The sequence below is a fragment of the Micrococcus sp. IITD107 genome (genome assembly GCF_041927415.1).
GTDB classification, from domain to species: Bacteria; Actinomycetota; Actinomycetes; order Actinomycetales; family Micrococcaceae; genus Citricoccus; species Citricoccus terreus.
Genome location: NZ_JBHFFN010000009.1, coordinates 1 through 20,322, shown reverse-complemented (window position 1 = coordinate 20,322; position 20,322 = coordinate 1). Strand labels below are relative to the sequence as shown.

Sequence of the window (20,322 nt, the reverse complement as noted above, 5' to 3'; positions counted from 1 at the left end):
CGGGCGGCTGGCCCTCTGAGGGGCTGGTTCAGGGTTCGTGCTGGTTTCGTGTGGGTGGCTGTCCGGTCAGTGTGCACCGACCTCCGGACAGGTTAGGTGACCGCGGCCACCAGATGGGCCAGCGGGGTGGCCAGCAGGATCGTCAGGATCACCCGCTGAGCCCAGATCACCAGCAGCTGCCACAGCTTGATCGGGATGTCCGTGGCCAGGATCGCCGGGACCAGGGCGGAGAAGAAGATGATCGCGGACACGCAGATCACCCCGATCACGAACCGGGAGACGAAGTCCTCATGCCCGGCGAGCATGGTGGCCGGAATGAACATCTCCGCCACCGAGGTGGCCGCAGCGGAGGACATCAGGGCGGGATCGGAGAAGCCCAGGATCCAGAAGAACGGCAGGAAGATCACCCCGATCCAGGAGAACACCGGGGTGTAGGTGGCCAACAGCAGCGCGATCAGGCCCACGGACATGATCGAGGGCAGGATCTGCATGACCATGATCAGCCCGTCCTTGAGGTTGATCCACGCGTTGCGGGGCAGCGCGGGAGCCGCGGCCAGGGTCTGCTCGGCGGCGCGGCGGGCCACGGCGAACCGGTTGCGGGTGACCGGGTGCTCCGGCTGCGGCTCCACCCCCTCCATCACCGCATCGGGGATCCGGCTCAGCGGCGGGATCCGCACGGTGATGGCGGTGACCAGAAAAGTGACCACCAGGGTGCCCAGGAAGTACCAGAGCCACACGTCCATCAGGTCCAGGGCCCGGGCCACGATCACCATGAACGTCACCGAGACGGTGGAGAACCCGACGGCGATGATCGCCGCCTCCCGGGCGGTGTAGCGACCCGTGCGGTACATCCGGTTGGTCAGCAGCAGGCCCACGGCGTAGCTGCCCACGAAGGAGGCCACTGCATCCACGGCGGAGCGTCCCGGGACCCGCCACAGCGGGCGCATGGCCGGACGCAGGTAGACCCCCACGAACTCCATCAGCCCGTAGCCGATCACCAGGGCCAGGAACACCGCTCCGACCGGGACGATCAGCCCCACGGGGATGACCAGGCTGTCCATCAGGAACGGTCCGATGCTCGGCTCGTGCAGGAACGCCGGGCCGAAGCCGAAGGTGATCATGCTGGCGCTGACCAGCCCCAGGACCGCGAACAGGGCGAACACCGTCTTCAACGGGCTCTGGCGCCACCGTCCCGTGGCGAACGGGAACACCGCACCGGCGGCGATGATCGCCAGGGCCACGTACCGATCGGCGTCACCGAGCAGCGCCCGGATCCCCTGCACCAGGTGGTCCAGGGGGATGGTGTTGGCACCGTTGAGGGTGATGGGGACGAAGAACATGAAGATCCCGATCACCGAGTAGACGATCATCCGCCATCGGTGGGGCGGACGGGGCTCGTCCTGTTCGATCGCGGCCATCGCCGTGGTGTTCGTGTGCAGCTCGGACCGACCGTGTCCGTGGTATTCGGGCGCCATCTGCGCTCCTCTCGATCAGTCGCGGATCTGCGATTCCATGGGGACGCGCACACCGCGCGCCTCGGCCACCTCGGCGGCCCGGCTGTACCCGGCGTCCACGTGGCGCAGCACGCCCATGGCCGGATCGTTGGTCAGCAGGGCCTCGAGCTTGGCGGCGGCCAGCTCGGTGCCGTCGGCCAGGCCCACCTGCCCGGCGTGGATGGAGCGGCCGATCCCCACACCGCCGCCGTGGTGGATGGACACCCAGGTGGCGCCGGAGGAGGTGGCGGTCAGCGCGTTGAGCAGCGGCCAGTCGGCGATCGCGTCCGAGCCGTCCAGCATGGACTCCGTCTCGCGGTACGGGGAGGCCACCGAACCCGAGTCCAGGTGGTCGCGGCCGATCGCGATCGGGGCCTTGACCTTGCCCTCGGCGACCAGTCGGTTGAACAGCAGCCCGGCCTGGTGGCGTTCGCCGTAGCCCAGCCAGCAGATGCGTGCGGGCAGGCCTTCGAACTCCACGAACTCAGCCGCGCCGTCCAGCCAGCGGTGCAGGTGCTCGTTCTCCGGGAAGAGTTCCTTGAGCGCCTCATCGGTCACGCGGATGTCCTCCGGGTCTCCGGAGAGCGCGACCCAGCGGAACGGGCCCAGCCCCTCGCAGAACAGCGGACGGATGTAGGCCGGGACGAAGCCCGGGAACTCGAACGCCCGGGAGTAGCCTGCCTGCCGGGCCTCGTCCCGGATGGAGTTGCCGTAGTCGAACACCTCGGCGCCGGCGTCCTGGAACCCCACCATCGCCTCCACGTGCCGTGCCATGGAGGTCTGGGCCTTCTTGGTGAAGCCGTCCGGGTCGGCCTCGGCCTCGCGGGTCCACTCCTGAAGGGAGTACTCCACGGGGAGGTAGGACAGCGGATCATGCGCGGAGGTCTGATCGGTGACGATGTCGATCTGCACCTGCCCGGCCTGGTGGCGCTTGAGCAGCTCGGGGAAGACCTCGGCGGCGTTGCCCACCAGTCCCACGGAGACGGCCTCGCCGTCCTGCTTGGCCTGGTTCACCCGGGCGATCGCCGCGTCCAGGTCCGGGGCGATCTCGTGCAGGTACCGCTTGGAGACCCGGCGGCGCAGCCGCTCCTCGGAGACGTCCACGATCAGGCAGACGCCGCCATTGAGGGTGACGGCCAGCGGCTGGGCGCCACCCATGCCGCCACAGCCACCGGTGAGGGTCACGGTGCCACGCAAGGTGCCGTCGTCGTTCCTGCCCAGCTTCCGGCCGATCGCCGCGAAGGTCTCATAGGTGCCCTGCAGGATGCCCTGCGTGGCGATGTAGATCCAGGAGCCGGCCGTCATCTGGCCGTACATCATCAGGCCCTCGGCCTCGAGCTTGCGGAACTCCTTCCAGTTCGCCCAGTCCCCCACCAGATTGGAGTTGGCGATCAGCACGCGCGGGGCCCACCTGTTGGTGCGGATCACGCCCACGGGCTTGCCGGACTGGACCAGCAGGGTCTCGTCCTCCTCCAGGTCCTTGAGGGTCTGCACGATCGCGTCGAACGCCTCCCAGGATCGGGCCGCGCGGCCGGTGCCGCCGTAGACCACCAGGTCCTCGGGGCGCTCGGCGACCTCCGGGTCCAGGTTGTTCATCAGCATGCGCAGGGGTGCCTCGGTCTGCCAGCTCTTGGCGCTGATCTCGGTGCCGCGGGGCGCACGGACGGTGCGGGTGGGATCGTGCTGGGTGAAGGAGGTCGTCACGGTTATGCCTTTCACTGGATGGCAGTGGATTGCCACCTATTGAAACGCGGATGTGTGATCTGCACAACCCCCCGGGTACGATTCCGTCCATGACCAGCCCCTCCGCCCCGTCCACGCGCACGGTGGATCGCGCCCTGAACCTGCTGGCGATCGTGACCGAGCACCCGCCGCTCTCCCTCGCCGACGCCGCACGTCAGACCGATCTGGCCACCTCCACGGCGCTGCGTCTGCTGCGCAGCCTGGAGACGGCGGGACTGGTGATGAGGGACGACGACGGCCGCTTCCGTCCGGGGTCGCGCCTCCTGCAGCTGGGGGCGCGGGCGTTCTCCCGGGAGCCGTTGATCGCGTTGGCGCAGGTGCCCATGGAGCAGGTGGTGGAGCGGACCGGCGAGTCGGTGTACCTGTCCATCCCGGGCCCGGCCGGCACGGCGATGTACATCAAGATCGTGGAGGGCACGCACTCGGTGCGGCACACCAACTGGGTGGGCCGCTCGGTCCCGTTGGAGGGCACGGCGGTGGGACAGGTGCTGCGCGGGGAGATCCCGGCCAGACAGTTCGCGTTGATCCAGGACACCGTGGAGTCGGATGTGACGGCGTTGAGTGCCCCGGTGACGGTGCACGGCACGGTGGTGGGCGCCCTGAGCACCCTGGTGCCGACCTACCGGTGCACGGACGAGCTGGCCGAGCGGTGCGGCCAGGCCCTGGTGGAGGCCACACAGTCCTTGGCCGGCGCACTCAGCGGGGAGTGAGCCGGCCAGGGACTGTGCAGCAGTCAGGCTGTCAGTCCGTCAGGCTGTGCCGCTCTGGTGAGACTCAGTCGTTGACCAGGTCGCGCACCTGGATGACCTGGTCGCGGCCCGGGCCCACGCCGATCGCGGAGATCCGGGTGCCGGACATCCTCTCCAGGGCCAGCACGTAGTCCCGGGCGTTGGTGGGCAGATCGTCCAGCGACCGGGCGCCGGAGATGTCCTCGGTCCAGCCCGGGAAGTGCTCGAAGATCGGCTTGGCGTGGTGGAACTCGGTCTGGGTCATCGGCATCTCGTCGTGCCGGACACCGTCCACGTCGTAGGCCACGCACACCGGGATCTGCTCCAGGCCGGTGAGCACGTCCAGCTTGGTGAGGAAGTAGTCCGTGAACCCGTTGATCCGGGTGGCGTAGCGGGCCATCACGGCGTCATACCAGCCGGTGCGGCGGGGGCGTCCGGTGTTCACGCCGAACTCGCCGCCCACGGTGCGCAGCCGCTCACCCATGTCGTCGAAGAGCTCGGTGGGGAACGGGCCGGCACCCACACGCGTGGTGTAGGCCTTGACGATCCCGATCGTGCGGGTGAACCGCGTGGGACCGATTCCCGCGCCCACGGAGGCCCCGCCCGCCGTCGGGTTGGAGGAGGTGACGAACGGGTAGGTGCCGTGGTCCACGTCCAGGTAGGTGGCCTGGCCGCCCTCCATCAGCACCACCTTGCCGGCATCCAAGGCGTCGTTGAGCAGGATGGTGGTGTCCACCACCATGGGGCGCAGGCGGTCGGCGTAGCCCAGGAAGTACTCGGCGATCTCGTCCACGGTGATGGAACGGCGGTTGTAGAGCTTGACCAGCAGCTCGTTCTTCTGCCGCAGGGCACCGTCGATCTTCTGGCGCAGGATGGACTCGTCGAAGATGTCCTGCACGCGGATGCCCAGGCGGGCCACCTTGTCCATGTAGGCGGGGCCGATCCCGCGCCCGGTGGTGCCGATGGCGCGCTTGCCCAGGAACCGCTCGGTGACCTTGTCCATGGTCTGGTGGTACGGGGCCACCAGGTGCGCGTTGGCGGAGATCTTCAGGTGCGAGCAGTCCTGGCCGCGGGCCTCCAGACCGTCGATCTCCTGGAACAGTGCCTCCAGGTTCACCACCACGCCGTTGCCAATCACCGGGGTGGCGTTCGGGGAGAGGATGCCGGCGGGAAGGAGCTTGAGCTCGAACTTCTCGCCGCCCACCACCACGGTGTGGCCGGCGTTGTTGCCGCCGTTGGGCTTGACCACGTAGTCGACGATTCCGCCGAGCAGGTCGGTGGCCTTTCCCTTGCCTTCGTCGCCCCACTGGGCTCCGACGATCGCGATGGCGGGCATTGGTCCTCCTGGAGGTCAGGTGACATCGTTCTGCCGGGGTGCCCCCGGACATGACAACGCCTCCGTTTTGCCCGTTCACGGCCCGAGGGCAACACCGGCAAGACAGAGGCTCTTACCTTTGGATCCTAGCGCACGGGCGCCCCGCTGGGCGCTGGTCGCGTCTTCCGGCTTCCCGACGACGGCGCTCGGCTACTGTGATCACCGTCACCTGAGCGCACCGCGGGTCGAGGGGCCCGCCTGAGGAGAGAAACGTCATCATGCCTGCACCTGCAACCCAGCAACAGCCCCCGAAGGAACGGCAGGGGACGGCACTGTCCCGGGCGATGCGTCCGGTGAACAACGTCGTCGAGCGGTTCATCCCCTCGGCGCTGGTGTTCTCGATCGTGCTGACCTTCGTCGTCGCCATCCTCGCCCTGATCCTCACCGGCACCGGGCCAGCGGACCTCGTCCTGCACTGGGGCGAGGGGCTGGCGGGGCTGCTGAGCTTCATCACCCAGATGGCGCTGATCCTGCTGTTGGGGCACATCCTGGCCAACACCGGCCCGGTGCGGCGTCTGCTGGCGTTCCTGGGGAGCATCCCCCGCACGCCGTTGGCCGCCTACGTGTTCGTCTTCGTCGTCGCCGCCATGGCCTCCCTGATCACCTGGGGCCTGGGCCTGGTGGTCGGTGGACTGCTGGCCCGCGAGGTGGCCTACCAGGGCCGCGAACGCGGGATGCACCTGCACTTCCCCATGCTGGTGGCCTCCGGGTTCGCCGGGTTCGTGGTGTGGCACATGGGCTACTCCGCCTCCGGCCCACTGACTGCCGCCACCGAGGGCTCGTTCCTAACCGAGTCCCTGGGCGGACGCACCGTGCCGATCACCGAGACGGTGTTCTCCAGCTGGAACATGATCGCCGCCGTGGTCACCGTCGTCGTCGTGGCCCTGGCCCTGTTCCTGGTGGCACCGCGCGGCGGTGACCGGATCGTGGAGCTGGACGTGGATGCCCGCGAGACGGTGGGTGACGGCCAGGAGGAGATCGTCACCCCGGCAGACCGGGTGGACGCCAGCCGGATCCCCACCCTGCTGCTGGGTCTGATGCTCACCGCCTACCTGGTGCTGCACTTCGTGGAGGGCGGCACGCTGACCCTGGACACGGTGAACTGGTCCTTCCTGGCGCTGATCCTGCTGCTGGTGCGCAACCCCTTCGAGCTGATCCACCTGACCAAGGAGGCGGCGTCCAATGTGGGTGAGATCCTGCTGCAGTTCCCGCTGTACGCGGGCATCCTGGGGCTGATGACCGGCTCGGGCCTGATCCAGGTCTTCTCGGATGCCTTCGTGGCGATCTCCAACCCGGTGACCTTCGGGGTGCTGGCGTTTCTGGCGGCCGGTCTGGTGAACTTCTTCGTCCCCTCCGGCGGCGGTCAGTTCGCCGTGCAGGGACCGATCATGCTCTCTGCCGGCGAGACTTTGGGCGTGGATCCGGCCATCACCATCATGGCCGTCTCCTACGGCGACCAGTGGACGAACATGATCCAGCCGTTCTGGGCCATCCCGCTGCTGGCCATCGCCGGACTGAAGATGCGGGACATCCTGGGCTACACCACCGTGGTGCTGATCGCCTCCGGCCTCGTCTTCGCCGGGACCCTCCTGCTCGTCTCCCTCTGACCCCACCCCACCCCCACCACCCACCGGATCACGTGAACGATGGCGGTCGAGACTCGCCGAGCAAAGCCTCATCCAGCGTTCACGTGATCTGGGGGCCGGAGCCAATGAGAGTTCGTTGATGAACCCGTACGGAACGGGTATCCTCATACCCATCAAGACCGGTTCCGCCTACCTCGGTAGGTCCAGGGCCGGTCCTCATTTTTCCGGGGGGGAATCATCGATCGAACAGTCAAGGTGTTCAAGACCTACGATCAACAGGTTGACCAGCTCATTGAGCGTGGAATGGATGTGGGTGACCGCACCACAGCTGTCAGTACCTTGAAACGCGTCAACTACTACCGGCTCAGCGGATACTGGTATCCCTTTCGTGTCGCCAGCCGCCAGGGTCCACGAACGAGCGACTTCTATCCGAATACACGGCTCTCAGACGTCCTCGCTCTCTACGAGTTCGATGCTCGACTCCGCACCGCGACTTTCGCCGCCCTGACGCCGATCGAACTGGCCATCCGCTCGTCGCTGGGACACGAGCTGGGCCGTATCGATCCCTGTGCACATCTCGACGTCCAGAAGCTGGGAGCGACAGCACGACAGGAGGATGTCTACGGCAGATGGCGCCAAATGCTTGAAGAAGAGATCGAACGGTCCCGCGAGGACTTCGTGGAACATCATCGACAGCGCTACGGTGGCCTTCTGCCAGTTTGGGTCGCTGTTGAAGTTCTCGACTGGGGCGGCCTGACCCGCCTGTTCGGCTTCGCTCCTCGAGCTGTGCAGGATGCGGTCGCGAATGCCTACGGCCTGACGGCTCCCCAGCTGACCAGCTGGTTGAAGTCCTTGAACATCGTCCGGAACATCTGCGCTCATCATGGACGCCTGTTCAATCGCGTCCATGCCTTGTCTCCGAAGCTGCCGACAATCGGACGCCAGCCAGATTTGGATTCAGTCTCGACAGATTGGTCTCGAACTTTCGGCCAGCTGACGCTGATTCAATTCCTCCACGACAGACTTGACGGGGGACGGACGACCCTGCTCCCCGCAGTGGTCAGGTCTTTCCCCGCAGTGCGGGCAGTTCCCCTCGAGCACATGGGCGCTCCCAAGGACTGGGAGCACTGCAGCCCCTTGTGGCACACGTAGACCCAGGCGTCCGCATGCACAGATGGTGGAGCGTGCGATCCCTGACCCCGGTAGGGTCTGAACCATGACCATCGCGGGACTGATCATCGGACTTCTGCTGCTGGCCGGCGCCGCCGTCACCTGGGTGGGTGCCTGGCGTGGCTGGGCCGACTGGCGTGGCCCGTTCACGGACCACCTCTACCTGCCGCCGATGCTCACGTTCCTCGGCCTGGCCGCCGTGCTGTGGGCCTTCTCGGACTGGGCCGGTGACTCCTCAGCCGGAGCGGCACTGGACATCGCCGCTGGGATCGGTGTGGCCGGCGTCGTGTTCACCCTGTTCTGGTGGAACCTGAACTGGATGCCGCGCTGGTACCGCGACCATCACGCCGCTCCCGGTCAGGGGCCGGACAGCACGCCGGTCCGCCGCTGAGTCTCAGCCCAGGCGGCCGCCGGACTCGGTGAGGTAGCAGACCGCGCAGAGGGACTCATAGGTGACCTCCACGCCGTCGATCGCCACCTGGTCGCCTTCGAACACGAAGGTCTCCCCCGCCTTGCGGGTGTTGAAGATGGCCTTGCGCCCGCACCGGCAGATGGTCTTGAGCTCCTCCACCGAGTGCGCCAGCTCCATCAGCCGGCCCGAGCCCGGGAAGGACTGGGTGCGGAAGTCGGTGCGGATGCCGTAGGCCATGACCGGCACGTTCTCCAGGACCGCGATCCGCAGCAGGTCATCCACCTGGGCCGGCTCCAGGAACTGGGCTTCGTCCACCAGCAGGCAGGCCACCGGCTTGACCTCGGCGTCCACATGGGAGAGCAACGCCTCGGGGTCGTCCCCGGTGGCGTGCTGGTGGAAGATCTCCAGGACGCTGGTGCCGTGCGGGATGAGGAAGTCCACCGTGCGGGTCACGCCGAGGCGGGAGACGATCTGGTCCTCGCCCTTGGAGTCGACCTGCGGCTTGGCCAGCAGCACCCGCTGGCCCCGCTCCTCATAGTTGAAGGCAGCCTGCAGCAGCCCGGTGGACTTGCCGGAGTTCATGGCCCCGTAGCGGAAGTAGAGCTTGGCCACGGGCTACTTGATGGAGTTGGGGTGCTTGGCCAGCGGGGTGACCTTGATCTTCATGTAGGGGTACATGGGGAAGCCGGAGAGCACGGCGTGCAGCTCATCATGATCGGCCACGTCATAGACGGAGTAGTTGGCGTACTCACCGACCACGCGCCAGATGTCCACCATCTTGCCCTCACGCTGCAGGTTGCCGGAGTACTCCTTCTCCTGCGCCACGAAGTCTGCCCTGGTCTCAGGGCTCATCGATTCGGGGAAGGTCACGTCCATCCGTGCCAGGTACAGCATGTGGTCTCCAGTCTGGTGAGGTTCGTCGGATCGGTGCCCTTTCACTGTAGGCCCCATCCGTTCTTGGCGGCCTTGTTCAGTCCAGGTGCAGCCCTTCGGGACGGTCTGGGACAGGCTGGACCTGAGCGATGACGTCGAGCACGGCCTGCGTGGCCGGTGATGGGTTCTGCCGGTGCACCACGGTGGCAGTGAGGTAGCGCGGAGGCCCGTCCAGCGGGACCAGTCGGAGTCCGGGGGTGGCCACGTGGGACACCGATGAGACTGTCAGCGTCACTCCTACGCCGGCTGCGACCAGACCTAGGATGGTGTACGAATCCGGTGCCTCCTGAGCGATCCGCGGCTGATATCCGGCCTCATCCGCCAGCCGCAGACCCATCTCCCGCACGGAGGAGCCACGCGTCCCCGGAAACATCACCCATGGTTCATGCCGCAGGTGCTCCATCCCCACGGACTCTCGGTCCGCCAGGGGATGGTCCGACGGAAGCCCCACCAGAATCCGCTCGTACTCGAAGATGCGCTCGACCAACCCGGGACGCGAGAACGGTCGTCGGCTGAACGCCAGATCCACGTCACCGGACTCGAGGCGGGACGGGCCAGCACCGGCATAGACCATCGAGCGCAGGTGCAGTTCGACTCCCGGCGCCTGCTGTCGCACTGCCCGGGCGATCGGCGGAAGCCAGGGGCGAGACGAAGCACCGGCGTACCCCAACGTCACTGCGCCCACCACCGGGGCTCCGTCCAGGTCGGCAGCCCGTTCCATCAGCCGAGCCGCCTCCACCGTCTGACGGGCGAACGGAAGGGCCGCCTGCCCCGAGGCGGTGAGTCGGGCAGCTCGGGTCGTGCGCTCCACCAGGACCGCGCCCAGCTCCTGCTCCAGACGGCGGATCCACTGGCTCATGACCGGCTGTGCGACTCCCAGCCGTTCGGCGGCACGCGTGAAGTGGAGCTCCTCCGCGAGGACGACGAACGCTCTCAGCACCTTCAGATCCACGTGTCCTCCTGGCTTCACTCCCTCGATTCATCAGGATTCTGCATGAAACACTACCGATTCTATGTTGGACAGAAGTCCAGCGGCAGGTCCACGATGTTCCTCTGTGGGTCAGGTCATAGCATGCGGTGATCCACCTCACTCGTATCGCACTCAACGCTGACAACCCAATCGTTGCGGACAGAACCCAGGAGGCCACCATGGACACTTCATCGTCCCCCCGGTGGACCCACCGACCCGAGCGCTCGACGTGGGGTGACTTCGGCGCCGACGACGCCCTGGGCCGGATGAACCTGCTCTCGCCGCAGAAAGTCAGGGAGGGCCTGGCAGAGGTGCAGGAGGGTCGGGCGTTCAGCCTGGGCCTGCCCTTGACACTGCCCGGCGGGAACTCCCTGAACCCCAACCGTCTGCCACCGGTGCACCGCCCGAACCTGCGTGAGGGCCTGCCGAACGTGAACTGCGCGTTGGAGTCTCTCCGCCCTGGCTCCTCCGATGTGATGAACGACGACCTCGTGGTGCTCCACACCCAGTACTCGACCCAGTGGGATGCCCTGGTCCACGTCGGCTCGATGTTCGATGCTGACGGCGACGGACACCCCGAACCGGTCTACTACAACGGTTTCCGCCCCCACCACGAGGTGCGCGGACCGCAGGACCCCTCGGACTGCGGCCTGCCGGGCCCCGGCGAGCCCTCCACCATGAACCTGGGCCCCTTGGGGATCGGTACCCTGGCGGCCCACCCGGTTCAGGGCCGTGCGGTCATGATCGACCTGGCGCACCATTTCGGGACTGAGCACCAGGTGATCGACTTCCCCCTGCTGGACCAGGTCCTCCGCGCCGACGCCATCGACGTCCGTCCCGGAGACATGGTCACCGTGCACACCGGATATGCCCGCCGACTGATCGAGATGGGCGGCGCCCCAGACCCGGAGGTGCTGCATGGATTCGGCGCCGTCCTGGACGGTCGCGACCCCGCCTTGCTGGAGTGGATCACCGAGTCAGGCATCTGTGCCATCGCAGCGGACAACTACGCCGTCGAGCTGTATCCGGCGCATCCTGCCCCACCCCCGGCCTCCATCCTGCCGCTGCATGAGCACTGCCTGTTCAAGCTCGGCGTTCAGCTAGGCGAGCTGTGGCATCTGAGCGAGCTGGCAGATCACCTACGCACGCAGTCCCGAACCGCCTTCCTGCTGACAGCCCCGCCGTTGAACCTCCCGGGCGCCTCAGCGTCCCCGCTGAATCCCATCGCCACCGTCTGAGAATGACCACCACCGTCAGGAGTCACATGCCAGCCACCGCCGAACGGGTCCTCATCACTGGCGGCGCCCACGGTATCGGCGCCGCCATCGCCCAACGCTGCGCCGAGGATGGGTACCGTCCCGTGGTCCTGGACCGTGAGGGAGAAGGCGCGATCCACTGCGATCTGGCGGATCCAGAGTCCACACGCCGGGCCCTGGAGACCGCGCTCGCGGACGGACCCATCACCCGTCTGGTCAACAATGTGGGCGCGGTCTTCCCCCACACGCTGGAGGAGCAGACCCTGGAGGAGTTCGACGCAGCCGTTGCTCTGAACCTGCGGTGCGCCTTCCAGTGTGCTCAGGCCCTGTTGCCGGGCATGAAGGCGACCGGCTTCGGGCGCATTGTCTCCATGTCCTCGCGGGCTGCGCTGGGCAAGGAGCTGCGCACGGCTTACGCAGCCACTAAGGCTGGGTTGCAGGGCATGACCCGGGTCTGGGCGTTGGAGGCCGGACCGTTCGGAGTGACGGCCAATGCGGTGGGGCCGGGCCCGATCGCCACGGACCTGTTCACCCGCGCCAATCCGCCGGAGGCCCCGCGCACCCAGGAGATCATCGACGCTGTCCCGGTCCAGCGCATGGGCACCCCGGAGGACGTCGCGCACGCCGTGTCCTACCTCTTGGACGCCCGCTCCGGTTTCGTCACGGGCCAGACGCTGTATGTCTGCGGCGGCATGACGGTGGGGCAGAGCCATGGGTGATCAGGAGATTCCCGATGGCGGCCCAGTCCAGGTCGCGGTGGTGGGTGGCGGTTCCATCGGTGTCGCCTTCGCGGTGGTCTTCGCCCGCGCCGGCTTCACGGTGTGCCTCACCGACCCTGATCCACAGCGACGCGAGGCTGTCCCAAGGGAGGTGACGGAACGACTGGATCGGTGGTCCCGTGCCGGCCTGGTCACCGAACCGGCTGAGCAGGTGGCCGCCCGCGTCCGGGTGGAGGGTGAACTGGCCGAGGCCGTGGCGAGTGCTGAGCTGGTCCAGGAGTGCGTGCCGGAACGGCTGGAGATCAAGCAGGAGCTGTTCACCGAGCTGGGCCGGCTCACTGGACCGGACTGCATCCTGGCCTCCTCGTCCTCGGCGATCCCCTCATCCCAGAGCGCCCAGGGATCCGATGCCGCCCACCGCTCCTTGGTGGCCCATCCGGGCAACCCGCCGCTGCTGATCCCCGTCATCGAGCTGGTGCCCAGTCCGCAGACCGATCCTGAGGTGCTGGACCGGGCGCAGGAGCTGTACTCCCGTGCCGGGCTCTCCCCGGTCCTCGTCCAGAAGGAGGTCGAGGGATTCGTCTTCAACCGCCTCCAGGGCGCGGTGCTGCGCGAAGCGTACGCCCTGGTCCGGGACGGGGTGGCCACCGTGGAGGACATCGACACGGTGATGCGCGATGGCCTGGGCCGCCGCTGGGCTTTCATGGGCCCGTTCGAGACCGTGGACCTGAACACGCGGGGCGGCATCGCCTCGCACGCCGAGAAGATGGGTCCGGCCTATGAACGCATGGGCGCCGAGCGTGGTCAGCATGATCCGTGGACGCCCGAGCTGGTCGCCGAAGTCACCCGTCAGCGCCGCGAGCTGCTGCCCCTGGACCAGTGGGAGCAGCGCATCGCCTGGCGGGATGAGCAGCTGCTGCGTCGCAGCTGAACCCTTCTTCACCTAAACGTCACTGCATCACCTCTCATCGCACCGTTTCACTGAAAGGCACATCATGAGCACCACCACCACAGCCCAGCCGCAGCGTCGGCGCGGGGTCCTGGAGAGGGTCGCCGGATTCTTCTCCAACCTGATGGACAAATATCTGCCTGATCCGTTGGTCATCGCGATCATGCTGACCGGGCTGACCATGATCCTGGCCGTGCTGTTCCGCGGCACCAGCCCCATGGACGTCGTCACCTACTGGGGCGACGGCTTCTGGGACCTGCTGGCGTTCACCATGCAGATGACCGTGGTCTTGCTGGCCGGCTACATCCTGGCCAAGACCCCGATCGTCGACCGGCTGCTGGACGCCCTGACCAGCCGGGTCAGCTCCCCGCGCGCGGCGATCATCGTGGCCACTTTGGTAGGCGGCATCGGCAGCTGGCTGAACTGGGGCTTCGGCCTTGTCATCGGCGGCATCGTCGCCCAGAAGCTGGCCATGAACGTCAAGGGCCTGCACTACCCGCTGGCCATCGCCGCCGGCTACTCCGGCTTCGCCGTCTACGGCATCGGCCTGTCCGGATCCGTCCCGCTGCTGATCGCCACCGAGGGACACTTCCTGCAGGAGCAGATGGGGATCGTCCCGCTGACCGAGACCATCTTCTCGCCCTACCTGCTGCTGACCAATCTGGCCGTGATCATCATCCTGCCGCTGTTCAACGCCATGCTGCACCCGAAGGATCCGGCCTCGATCAAGGAGATCGACCGGTCGAACCAGGAGGCCACGCGGGCGGCCGTGCTGGAGCAGAGCCTGGACGAGCGCCCCACCCTGGCCGCGAAGCTGAACAACAGCCGCTTCATCGGCTACGGCATCGGTGCCATCGCTCTGGTCTTCGCCGTGTCCTACTTCGTCCAGGGCGGCACCCTGAACCTGGACGCCGTGAACTTCATGTTCCTGTTCCTGGGCATTGCCCTCTTCGCTCGCCCGTCTCAGTTCCTGGCCGCTGTCAATGACGGTGTCAAGGTCGTCTCCGGCATCATCATCCAGTACCCGTTCTATGCCGGCATCATGGGCATCCTGGTCGGTTCCGGCCTAGTGGTGTCCTTCGCCGACCTGTTCGGTGCCACCTCCACCGCAGAGACCCTGCCGTTCTGGTCCTTCGTCTCCGGCGGCATCATCAACCTGCTGGCACCCTCCGGCGGTGGCCAGTGGGCAGTACAGGGGCCGGTGATGATCGAAGCCGCACAGGCACTGAACGCCGACCTGGCCGCCACCTCGCTGGCCGTGCAGATCGGTGACCAGTGGACCAACATGGTCCAGCCGTTCTGGATCCTGCCTGTCCTGGCCATCTCCGGCCTGAAGCTCCGCGACGTGATGGGCTACATGGTCCTGATCCTGGCGCTCCTGGGCGTCATCTTCGGCGCCGCAGTGCTGATCTGGGGCTTCACCGCCTGAGTCCCGGGACCATCTCCTCCTGACGAGAGAAAGGCAGACCATGCCGTACCTGATCGAGACCTACGACGATCCCGCCTCCGCCCACGTGCGCCAGGAGCGCTACCAGGAGCACCTGGACTTCCTGGACCGCAACGCGAGCCTGCTGCTGGCCTGTGGTGCCAAGCTCTCCGACGACGGCGCGCGGGCTGACGGAGGGATCTACCTCGTCGATCTGGACTCACGCGAGGACGCGGAGGAACTGATCGCCCAGGACCCCTTCAGCCAGGGCGGACTGTTCCGCAAGGTCGTGGTCCAGCGTTGGCGCAAGGCCTACCTGGATGGGACCTGTCACCTCTGACATGGCCCAGCTGCTCTGCAGGGTCAGAGCGGGAGCACGAAGCCCGGGCGCCGGACAGTCACCTGACCGGACGGGGCCTGCGGCGTTCCGTTCTCTCCCAGAGGCAGGAGCACGACGGCGTCATCGCGTTCCAGCGCCACGGCTAGGGCCTGCCCCGCGGGTGTGGAGACGAGCCCGATGTGGCGGGGCCAGGAACCCCCGCAGGGGACCTCGGCGATCAGCTCGGGGATCTCGGCCACACGGATGACGCCGATGGTGTCCCGTCCACGGTTGGCCACGTAGAGCAGCGAGCCGTCCTCAGAGAGGACCAGGTGGGAGGGCAGGTTCTCCTGGATGGAGTCCGGATCGGCGTCCGGCAGGTGGGTGGGGGTGATCGCCACTCCCTGGAACCCCTCAGGACCGGGGTCGCCGGCGGGGACGTCCATCACGTGGATCCGCGAGTCCAGCTCGCCCACCACGGCCAGGCGCACCGAATCCGGATCATGGGGGCACGCCAGCACGGCGATGTGCCGGGGGCCGGTGCCGCCGGGGAGGCGGTGGGTCTGACGCGGCTCGGTCTGCCCCTGAGTCAACGCCTGCATCGAGTATTCGAGGATGCGGTCGGCACCGAGATCGGTGACCAGCAGACGGTCGTCGTCCAGGAACAGCACGAAGTGCAGGTGGGGCTCGCCCTGGCGGCCCTCGATCGGACCGGCCCCCTCCGGGGCGGTGACCGCGATCGCCTCACCCAGCCGGCCGTCGTCGTGCACGGGGACCACGGTCAGCGTGGCCGAGTCATACGAGGCTGCGGCCAGCCACGTGGCGGAGGGGTTGAGATCTGCGTGGCAGGTGCTGCTCCCCTGCGTGGGGACCTGCTGGACGGTGGTCCAGGCGCCGGGGTCCTCGCCGGGTTCGAGGACCGCGAGCGCCCCCTCCTCCACGTGCAGGGCGGCGTAGAGGCGTCCCTCCGTGCGGGTGCCGGGGCGGCCGCGGACCAGCCAGGAGGGTGCGTCCGGGCCGGAGCCGTGCGTGACCTCAGGGGCGGTGGGCCAGCCGGTGGTGGTGACCAGGCCGTGGGAGGACGGGGGCGCGCCGAGGTCGGAGCCGGGGTCGTTGAACGTGCCAACCAGGAGGGAGCCGGTGGCCACGAATCAGCCCTGCTCGATCGCGGCGGCGGCGGTGGGGTCGGAGTCGTCCAGGAAGGTGCGGATGCGGGTGACCTCCTCGGACTCGCCGATCGCTGCGGCGGCGCGGCCCAGGGCGTAGAGGGCGCGCAGGAACCCACGGTTGGGCTCGTGGCTCCACGGGACGGGGCCGGCACCGCGCCAACCGGAGCGGCGCAGGGCGTCCAGGCCACGGTGGTAGCCCACGCGGGCGAAGGCGTAGGACTCGATGGTGCGTCCCTCGGACCAGGCGTCGTCCGCCATCAAGGCCCAGGCCAGGGAGGACTCAGGGTGGTGCGGGGCGATGTCCTCGGGCAGGTCCCCGGCCTCGATGCGCTGCAGCACCTCCGGCTCCTCCGGCAGGAGGGTGGGGTCAGGCTGCATGAGGTTCTTGCCGATCACTGAGGACATGGGGTGCTCCTGGGACGCGGTCGATTCGGTGCGGGGCCGGCGTCAGGGGGCTGACGCAGGTCCCGTGGTCGCTTCCGACTCTACCGCCGGGGTGTGACGCCGTACGGGTCGATTCGCGCAGGGCCGAGCGTGCGCGCGCAGCGTCAGCCCAGCTGGCCCAGCACCTCGTTGAGCGCCTCGGTGGAGGAGGGGTGGGTCCAGATGCCGTCGCGCAGCTGCGTGGCGGTGATCCCGGCGCGCATGGCCAGGGCCAGCAGGTTGATGACCTCCTGCGAGTCCACATGGAACAGCCGGGCGCCCAGCAGCAGGTCGGTGTCCGCGTCCACCACGATCTTGGTGACACCGCGGGCATCCCGCAGGGTCTTGGGCCGGGGCATGGCCTTGATCTTCTCCACCTGGGCCACGGCCGTCTTCACCGAGTGCCCGGCCTCGCGCGCCTGGGCTTCGGTGATCCCCACGGTGGACAGCGGCGGGGTGATGAACGTGGTGGCAGGCACCGCCACCCGGTCTGACACCCGGCGAGCGCCGTCCCCGGTGACCGCGCTGAGCACCACGCGGTGGTCGTCCAGGGAGAGGTAGGTCTGCTGCTGTCCGCCGTGGACGTCACCCAGGGCGAACACACCCTCGGCGGTGGTGCGCAGCTGGTCGTCCACCACCACGGCGCCCTGCTCATCGGTCTCCACACCGGCGGCGTCCAGACCCAGATCCTCGGTGGCGGGCTTCCGGCCGGTCGCCACCAACACGGCATCGGCCTGCACCGGGTCCTGGTCGGCGATCCGCACCACCACGCCCTCGCCGCTCTCAGCATCCGCGATCGACTCCGCGCTGGCGTCGCTCCTCAGGGTGATGCCCTCCCCGGTCAGCACCTCGACCACCGAGTCACGTACCTCCGGCTCCTCCTCCGCAAGGATCTCCCCGCGGGCGATCACCGTGACCTCGGATCCGAAGTCGCGGAACATCGAGGCGAACTCCAGCCCGATCGGCCCACCGCCGATGATCGCAAGCCGGCGCGGGAACGGTTCGGCGTGCTGAATGGAGGTGGAGTCGTACACGCGCGGATGGTCGATCCCCTCAAGCGGCGGCATCACGGGGACCGCGCCGGTGTTGATCACCACGGTCTCGGCACTGATCCGCAGATGCTCGGCCACGCCCTGCCCACCGGCGGACGGGGTCACCTCCACCTCGCGCGGACCCACGAACCGGGCCCGGCCATCCACCACGGTTACGGCGTCCTGGTCCAGCAGCATGTGCAGGTTCACGTCGTTGAGCTTGCCGATCAGGGTGTCCCGGAACTGCACCGCCTCGGCGAAGAACTCCTGAGGGTCGTCACCCTCACGCCGCCGCGCAGCCTCATGCACCAAGGCTTTCGTCGGCACGCACCCGATGTTGATGCAGGTGCCGCCGTACATCAGCGCGTCCTGCTCCACCATCACCACGGTCTTGCCCTGCCCCGCCATGGCCCCGGCGAAGGTCTTGCCGCCCTTGCCCCAGCCGATCACGAGCACGTCGGCTGTGAGATGGCGCGGCTGTTCGGAGACGGTGGTCGGCGCAGATGTCATGACCTCAACGCTACGCCCGGCCTCTGGACGGACGCTCAGCGAGTCCGGCTCAGTCCTGGAACCCGATCAGCCAGTGCACCCCGAACCGGTCCACCACCTGGCCGTCGCTGTCACCCCACGGCCGCACCTGCAGCGGATCCATCACCGTGCCTCCCTCAGACAGCTGCTCGAACCAGATACGCAGGGTCGCCGCATCCGCCGTGCCCAACAGCGAGAAGTGCATCCCGGCCATGCTCAAGGTCGGCTCACCCTCAGCGGCGTCCGAGGCGAAGAGCGCTACCGGCCCGCTCCCGAGTTCCCCGTGCGCGATCGCCTCGCCGGGACCGTCCTCCCGCTGGAACTGCTTGTAGGTGTGCAGCTGGAGTTCGCCGCCGAACACCCCCTGATAGAAGGTCAGTGCCTCACGGGCGGTGCCCGGCAGGTAGAGGTACGGGACCAGTCCGGCCATGGTCAGCTCTCCCCCAGCCCGAGTTCACGCGCCTGGCGCTCCCAGCCGTCGTGTTCCAGCTCGCGGGCCTCACGCTTGTCCAGCCGGGCCTCGATCCGTTCGATCCGCCGCTCCACGTGTGGGTCGGTCTCTCCCGACTCCAGTGCCTCGAGCCGCTCACGCAGCTCCTGCAGCTCCTGGGCCCCCACGTGGGGCGTGCCCGGCAGCGGCTTGCCCAGCACCATGGACAGGATCATCACCACGCCCCACACGCCGATACCCACAATGGCGACGATCGCGAACCACGGCATCCCAGCCTCCTCCGGCCTTGAGAACTCCTCTGCCTCCCACTCTTCCAGTTACCCCCGGGTACGACGACGGCCGGTCACCTTCTTTCTGGAAGGTGACGAACAAGCCAGCTCGGGTGACCTGCCCTGCGGTTTGGTTTCCACTCTTGGTCGCTAGCTTCCGGTGGTGGTGAGTGCCCGCGGGGTGCGGGCGAGGTCGTAGTCGTGGGGTGTCGCGTACTCGAGTGAGGAGTGCCGGCGACGACGGTTGTAGAACACCTCGATGTACTCGAAGATCGCGTTCGCGAGCTCGATGCGCGTCTTCCACTTCTTCCGGTTCAGCAGCTCGATCTGCATCGTCGACCAGAACGACTCCATCATCGCATTGTCGAGGCCATCGCCAACGGCCCCGAACGAGGGCAGCAGTCCCGCTGAACGGATCTTCTGCGTGAAGACCCAGGAGGTGAACTGGACTCCGTGGTCTGCGTGCACGATCCCTCCGGGCCCTGGCTGACGTGCGCGGATTGCCATGTCCAGAGCGTTCACGACCAGGGTGGAGTCCTGTTTGGAGTCGATAGCCCAGCCGATGATCTTGCGGCTGCAAGCATCCAACACGGCGGCACAGTAGATCTTGCCCTCCCGGGTGGGATGCTCGGTGATGTCGGTGACCCAAAGCTCGTTCAGCGCGAGACGGTGGAACTTGCGGTTGACCAGGTCGTCCGCTGTGGCGACCCCCTTGAGTCGCTTGATGCGGGCTGGGCCTGGAAGGCCACCGATTCCGGCGCGAGTCATGAGGACGGAGATGAGCCGGCTGGAACACGGAATGTTCATTCCGATGGTGAGCTCGGCGTGGATGCGGCGGTAGCCGGAGGTGCCGCGGGACGCGACGTGGATCTCCCGGATCAGGCCGGTCAGCCAGCGGCGGCGCAGCTCAGTGGCACTGGTCGGGCGCTTTCGGTACCGGTAGTAGCCCTGACGGGAGACGCCCAGTAGGCGGCAGCAGGTGCTTGTGGGTGCCCCGGCATCGACGAGTCGGTCGATCACCGGGTGCGCCCTTTTGGGGCGACTCCTCCCTCCTCGTCGAGCCACGTCGCGGCCCGGCGGAGGATCGCGATCTCCTGCTCGAGCTGCCGGACACGGCCGCGCGCCGCGCGGAGCTCAGCAGATTCCTGACTGCTTAGTCCCGGCCGGCGGCCGTGGTCGATATCGTCCTGGCGCAGCCAGGTGTGGAGGGTGACCTCGTGGATACCCAGGTCCAGTGCGGTCTGCTTGACCTGGCGGCCCTCGCGAACCAGAGCGATGGCACGGGCACGGAACTCTGGAGGGTACGGGCGTGGCATGCGAAGAGCCTTCCATGAAGACCATCGACTAGGGCGTGTCTCCCTTATGCGCGTAT

The 20,322-nt window shown here is 67.6% G+C and carries 21 protein-coding genes; 9 read left to right on the top strand and 12 right to left on the bottom strand.

Annotated elements, in window-relative coordinates; all coding sequences use genetic code 11:
* Positions 1–92: 92 nt before the first annotated feature.
* Both ACEXHE_RS12540 and ACEXHE_RS12535 read right to left on the bottom strand, forming a co-directional pair.
* Positions 93–1,475 carry a YjiH family protein gene (locus tag ACEXHE_RS12540; protein WP_356969792.1) on the bottom strand — a complete coding sequence of 461 codons (1,383 nt, stop codon included), beginning with the start codon at positions 1,473–1,475 and terminating at the stop codon, positions 93–95.
* A gap of 15 nt (positions 1,476–1,490) precedes the next feature.
* Positions 1,491–3,197: a urocanate hydratase gene (locus ACEXHE_RS12535; protein ID WP_374786044.1), complete on the bottom strand. Its 1,707-nt coding sequence runs from the start codon at positions 3,195–3,197 to the stop codon at positions 1,491–1,493.
* A gap of 89 nt (positions 3,198–3,286) precedes the next feature.
* Here ACEXHE_RS12535 and ACEXHE_RS12530 point away from each other — a divergent pair, with 89 nt between their 5' ends.
* Positions 3,287–3,946, top strand: coding sequence for an IclR family transcriptional regulator (locus tag ACEXHE_RS12530; RefSeq protein ID WP_091699367.1), 660 nt, complete (start codon positions 3,287–3,289; stop codon positions 3,944–3,946).
* Positions 3,947–4,010: 64 nt separating this feature from the next.
* Here the strand turns inward: ACEXHE_RS12530 and ACEXHE_RS12525 are convergent, their stop codons facing one another.
* A complete protein-coding gene (locus ACEXHE_RS12525; protein WP_374786043.1) occupies positions 4,011–5,300 on the bottom strand; it encodes an adenylosuccinate synthase in 1,290 nt (429 codons plus the stop codon).
* A gap of 257 nt (positions 5,301–5,557) precedes the next feature.
* Here ACEXHE_RS12525 and ACEXHE_RS12520 point away from each other — a divergent pair, with 257 nt between their 5' ends.
* From ACEXHE_RS12520 to ACEXHE_RS12510, 3 genes are all read left to right on the top strand, one after another.
* Complete coding sequence (locus tag ACEXHE_RS12520) at positions 5,558–6,946, top strand: short-chain fatty acid transporter (RefSeq protein WP_374786042.1); 1,389 nt, start codon at positions 5,558–5,560, stop codon at positions 6,944–6,946.
* A 234-nt stretch (positions 6,947–7,180) separates the two neighbouring features.
* A complete protein-coding gene (locus ACEXHE_RS12515; protein ID WP_374786041.1) occupies positions 7,181–8,077 on the top strand; it encodes an Abi family protein in 897 nt (298 codons plus the stop codon).
* Positions 8,078–8,141: 64 nt separating this feature from the next.
* Complete coding sequence (locus ACEXHE_RS12510; RefSeq protein WP_374786040.1) at positions 8,142–8,486, top strand: hypothetical protein; 345 nt, start codon at positions 8,142–8,144, stop codon at positions 8,484–8,486.
* A gap of 3 nt (positions 8,487–8,489) precedes the next feature.
* On the opposite strand, the gene ACEXHE_RS12505 is transcribed toward ACEXHE_RS12510, so the two are convergent.
* The 3 genes from ACEXHE_RS12505 to ACEXHE_RS12495 form a co-directional block, all read right to left on the bottom strand.
* Complete coding sequence (locus ACEXHE_RS12505; RefSeq protein ID WP_285179120.1) at positions 8,490–9,119, bottom strand: thymidine kinase; 630 nt, start codon at positions 9,117–9,119, stop codon at positions 8,490–8,492.
* A gap of 3 nt (positions 9,120–9,122) precedes the next feature.
* Positions 9,123–9,401, bottom strand: coding sequence for a muconolactone Delta-isomerase (gene catC / locus ACEXHE_RS12500; RefSeq protein WP_374786039.1), 279 nt, complete (start codon positions 9,399–9,401; stop codon positions 9,123–9,125).
* A gap of 76 nt (positions 9,402–9,477) precedes the next feature.
* Entirely contained in the window at positions 9,478–10,392 is a 915-nt protein-coding gene (locus ACEXHE_RS12495) for a LysR family transcriptional regulator (protein ID WP_374786038.1), read from the bottom strand.
* A 197-nt stretch (positions 10,393–10,589) separates the two neighbouring features.
* Here ACEXHE_RS12495 and ACEXHE_RS12490 point away from each other — a divergent pair, with 197 nt between their 5' ends.
* From ACEXHE_RS12490 to ACEXHE_RS12470, 5 genes are all read left to right on the top strand, one after another.
* Complete coding sequence (locus ACEXHE_RS12490; protein WP_374786037.1) at positions 10,590–11,648, top strand: cyclase family protein; 1,059 nt, start codon at positions 10,590–10,592, stop codon at positions 11,646–11,648.
* A gap of 26 nt (positions 11,649–11,674) precedes the next feature.
* Positions 11,675–12,385 carry an SDR family NAD(P)-dependent oxidoreductase gene (locus tag ACEXHE_RS12485; protein ID WP_374786036.1) on the top strand — a complete coding sequence of 237 codons (711 nt, stop codon included), beginning with the start codon at positions 11,675–11,677 and terminating at the stop codon, positions 12,383–12,385.
* Positions 12,378–13,316 (top strand): 3-hydroxyacyl-CoA dehydrogenase, encoded by a 939-nt coding sequence (locus ACEXHE_RS12480; protein ID WP_374786035.1) that lies wholly within the window; start codon positions 12,378–12,380, stop codon positions 13,314–13,316. Before ACEXHE_RS12485 ends, ACEXHE_RS12480 begins: the two co-directional genes overlap by 8 nt.
* Before the next feature lie 64 nt (positions 13,317–13,380).
* The gene (locus tag ACEXHE_RS12475) at positions 13,381–14,763 is read left to right on the top strand and encodes a short-chain fatty acid transporter (protein ID WP_374786034.1); all 1,383 of its coding nucleotides are present in this window, start codon (positions 13,381–13,383) and stop codon (positions 14,761–14,763) included.
* A 40-nt stretch (positions 14,764–14,803) separates the two neighbouring features.
* Positions 14,804–15,100 (top strand): YciI family protein, encoded by a 297-nt coding sequence (locus ACEXHE_RS12470; protein WP_374786033.1) that lies wholly within the window; start codon positions 14,804–14,806, stop codon positions 15,098–15,100.
* Positions 15,101–15,123: 23 nt separating this feature from the next.
* Here the strand turns inward: ACEXHE_RS12470 and ACEXHE_RS12465 are convergent, their stop codons facing one another.
* The 6 genes from ACEXHE_RS12465 to ACEXHE_RS12440 form a co-directional block, all read right to left on the bottom strand.
* Positions 15,124–16,227 (bottom strand): lactonase family protein, encoded by a 1,104-nt coding sequence (locus ACEXHE_RS12465; protein WP_374786032.1) that lies wholly within the window; start codon positions 16,225–16,227, stop codon positions 15,124–15,126.
* Between the two features lie 3 nt (positions 16,228–16,230).
* The gene (locus tag ACEXHE_RS12460; protein WP_091699344.1) at positions 16,231–16,653 is read right to left on the bottom strand and encodes a DUF3151 domain-containing protein; all 423 of its coding nucleotides are present in this window, start codon (positions 16,651–16,653) and stop codon (positions 16,231–16,233) included.
* Between the two features lie 143 nt (positions 16,654–16,796).
* On the bottom strand, positions 16,797–18,212 hold the full coding sequence (locus ACEXHE_RS12455) for a dihydrolipoyl dehydrogenase family protein (protein WP_374786031.1): 1,416 nt from the start codon (positions 18,210–18,212) through the stop codon (positions 16,797–16,799).
* Positions 18,213–18,261: 49 nt separating this feature from the next.
* Positions 18,262–18,660, bottom strand: coding sequence for a VOC family protein (locus tag ACEXHE_RS12450; protein WP_374786030.1), 399 nt, complete (start codon positions 18,658–18,660; stop codon positions 18,262–18,264).
* A 2-nt stretch (positions 18,661–18,662) separates the two neighbouring features.
* A complete protein-coding gene (locus ACEXHE_RS12445) occupies positions 18,663–18,950 on the bottom strand; it encodes a hypothetical protein (RefSeq protein WP_374786029.1) in 288 nt (95 codons plus the stop codon).
* Positions 18,951–19,100: 150 nt separating this feature from the next.
* Positions 19,101–20,266, bottom strand: a protein-coding gene (locus ACEXHE_RS12440; protein WP_374786028.1) for an IS3-like element ISAar24 family transposase whose coding sequence is annotated in 2 segments (ribosomal slippage) — positions 19,101–19,990 and positions 19,990–20,266 — 1,167 coding nt in all. Because the reading frame shifts where the segments join, the coding sequence is not laid out codon by codon here.
* Between the last annotated feature and the right edge of the window lie 56 nt (positions 20,267–20,322).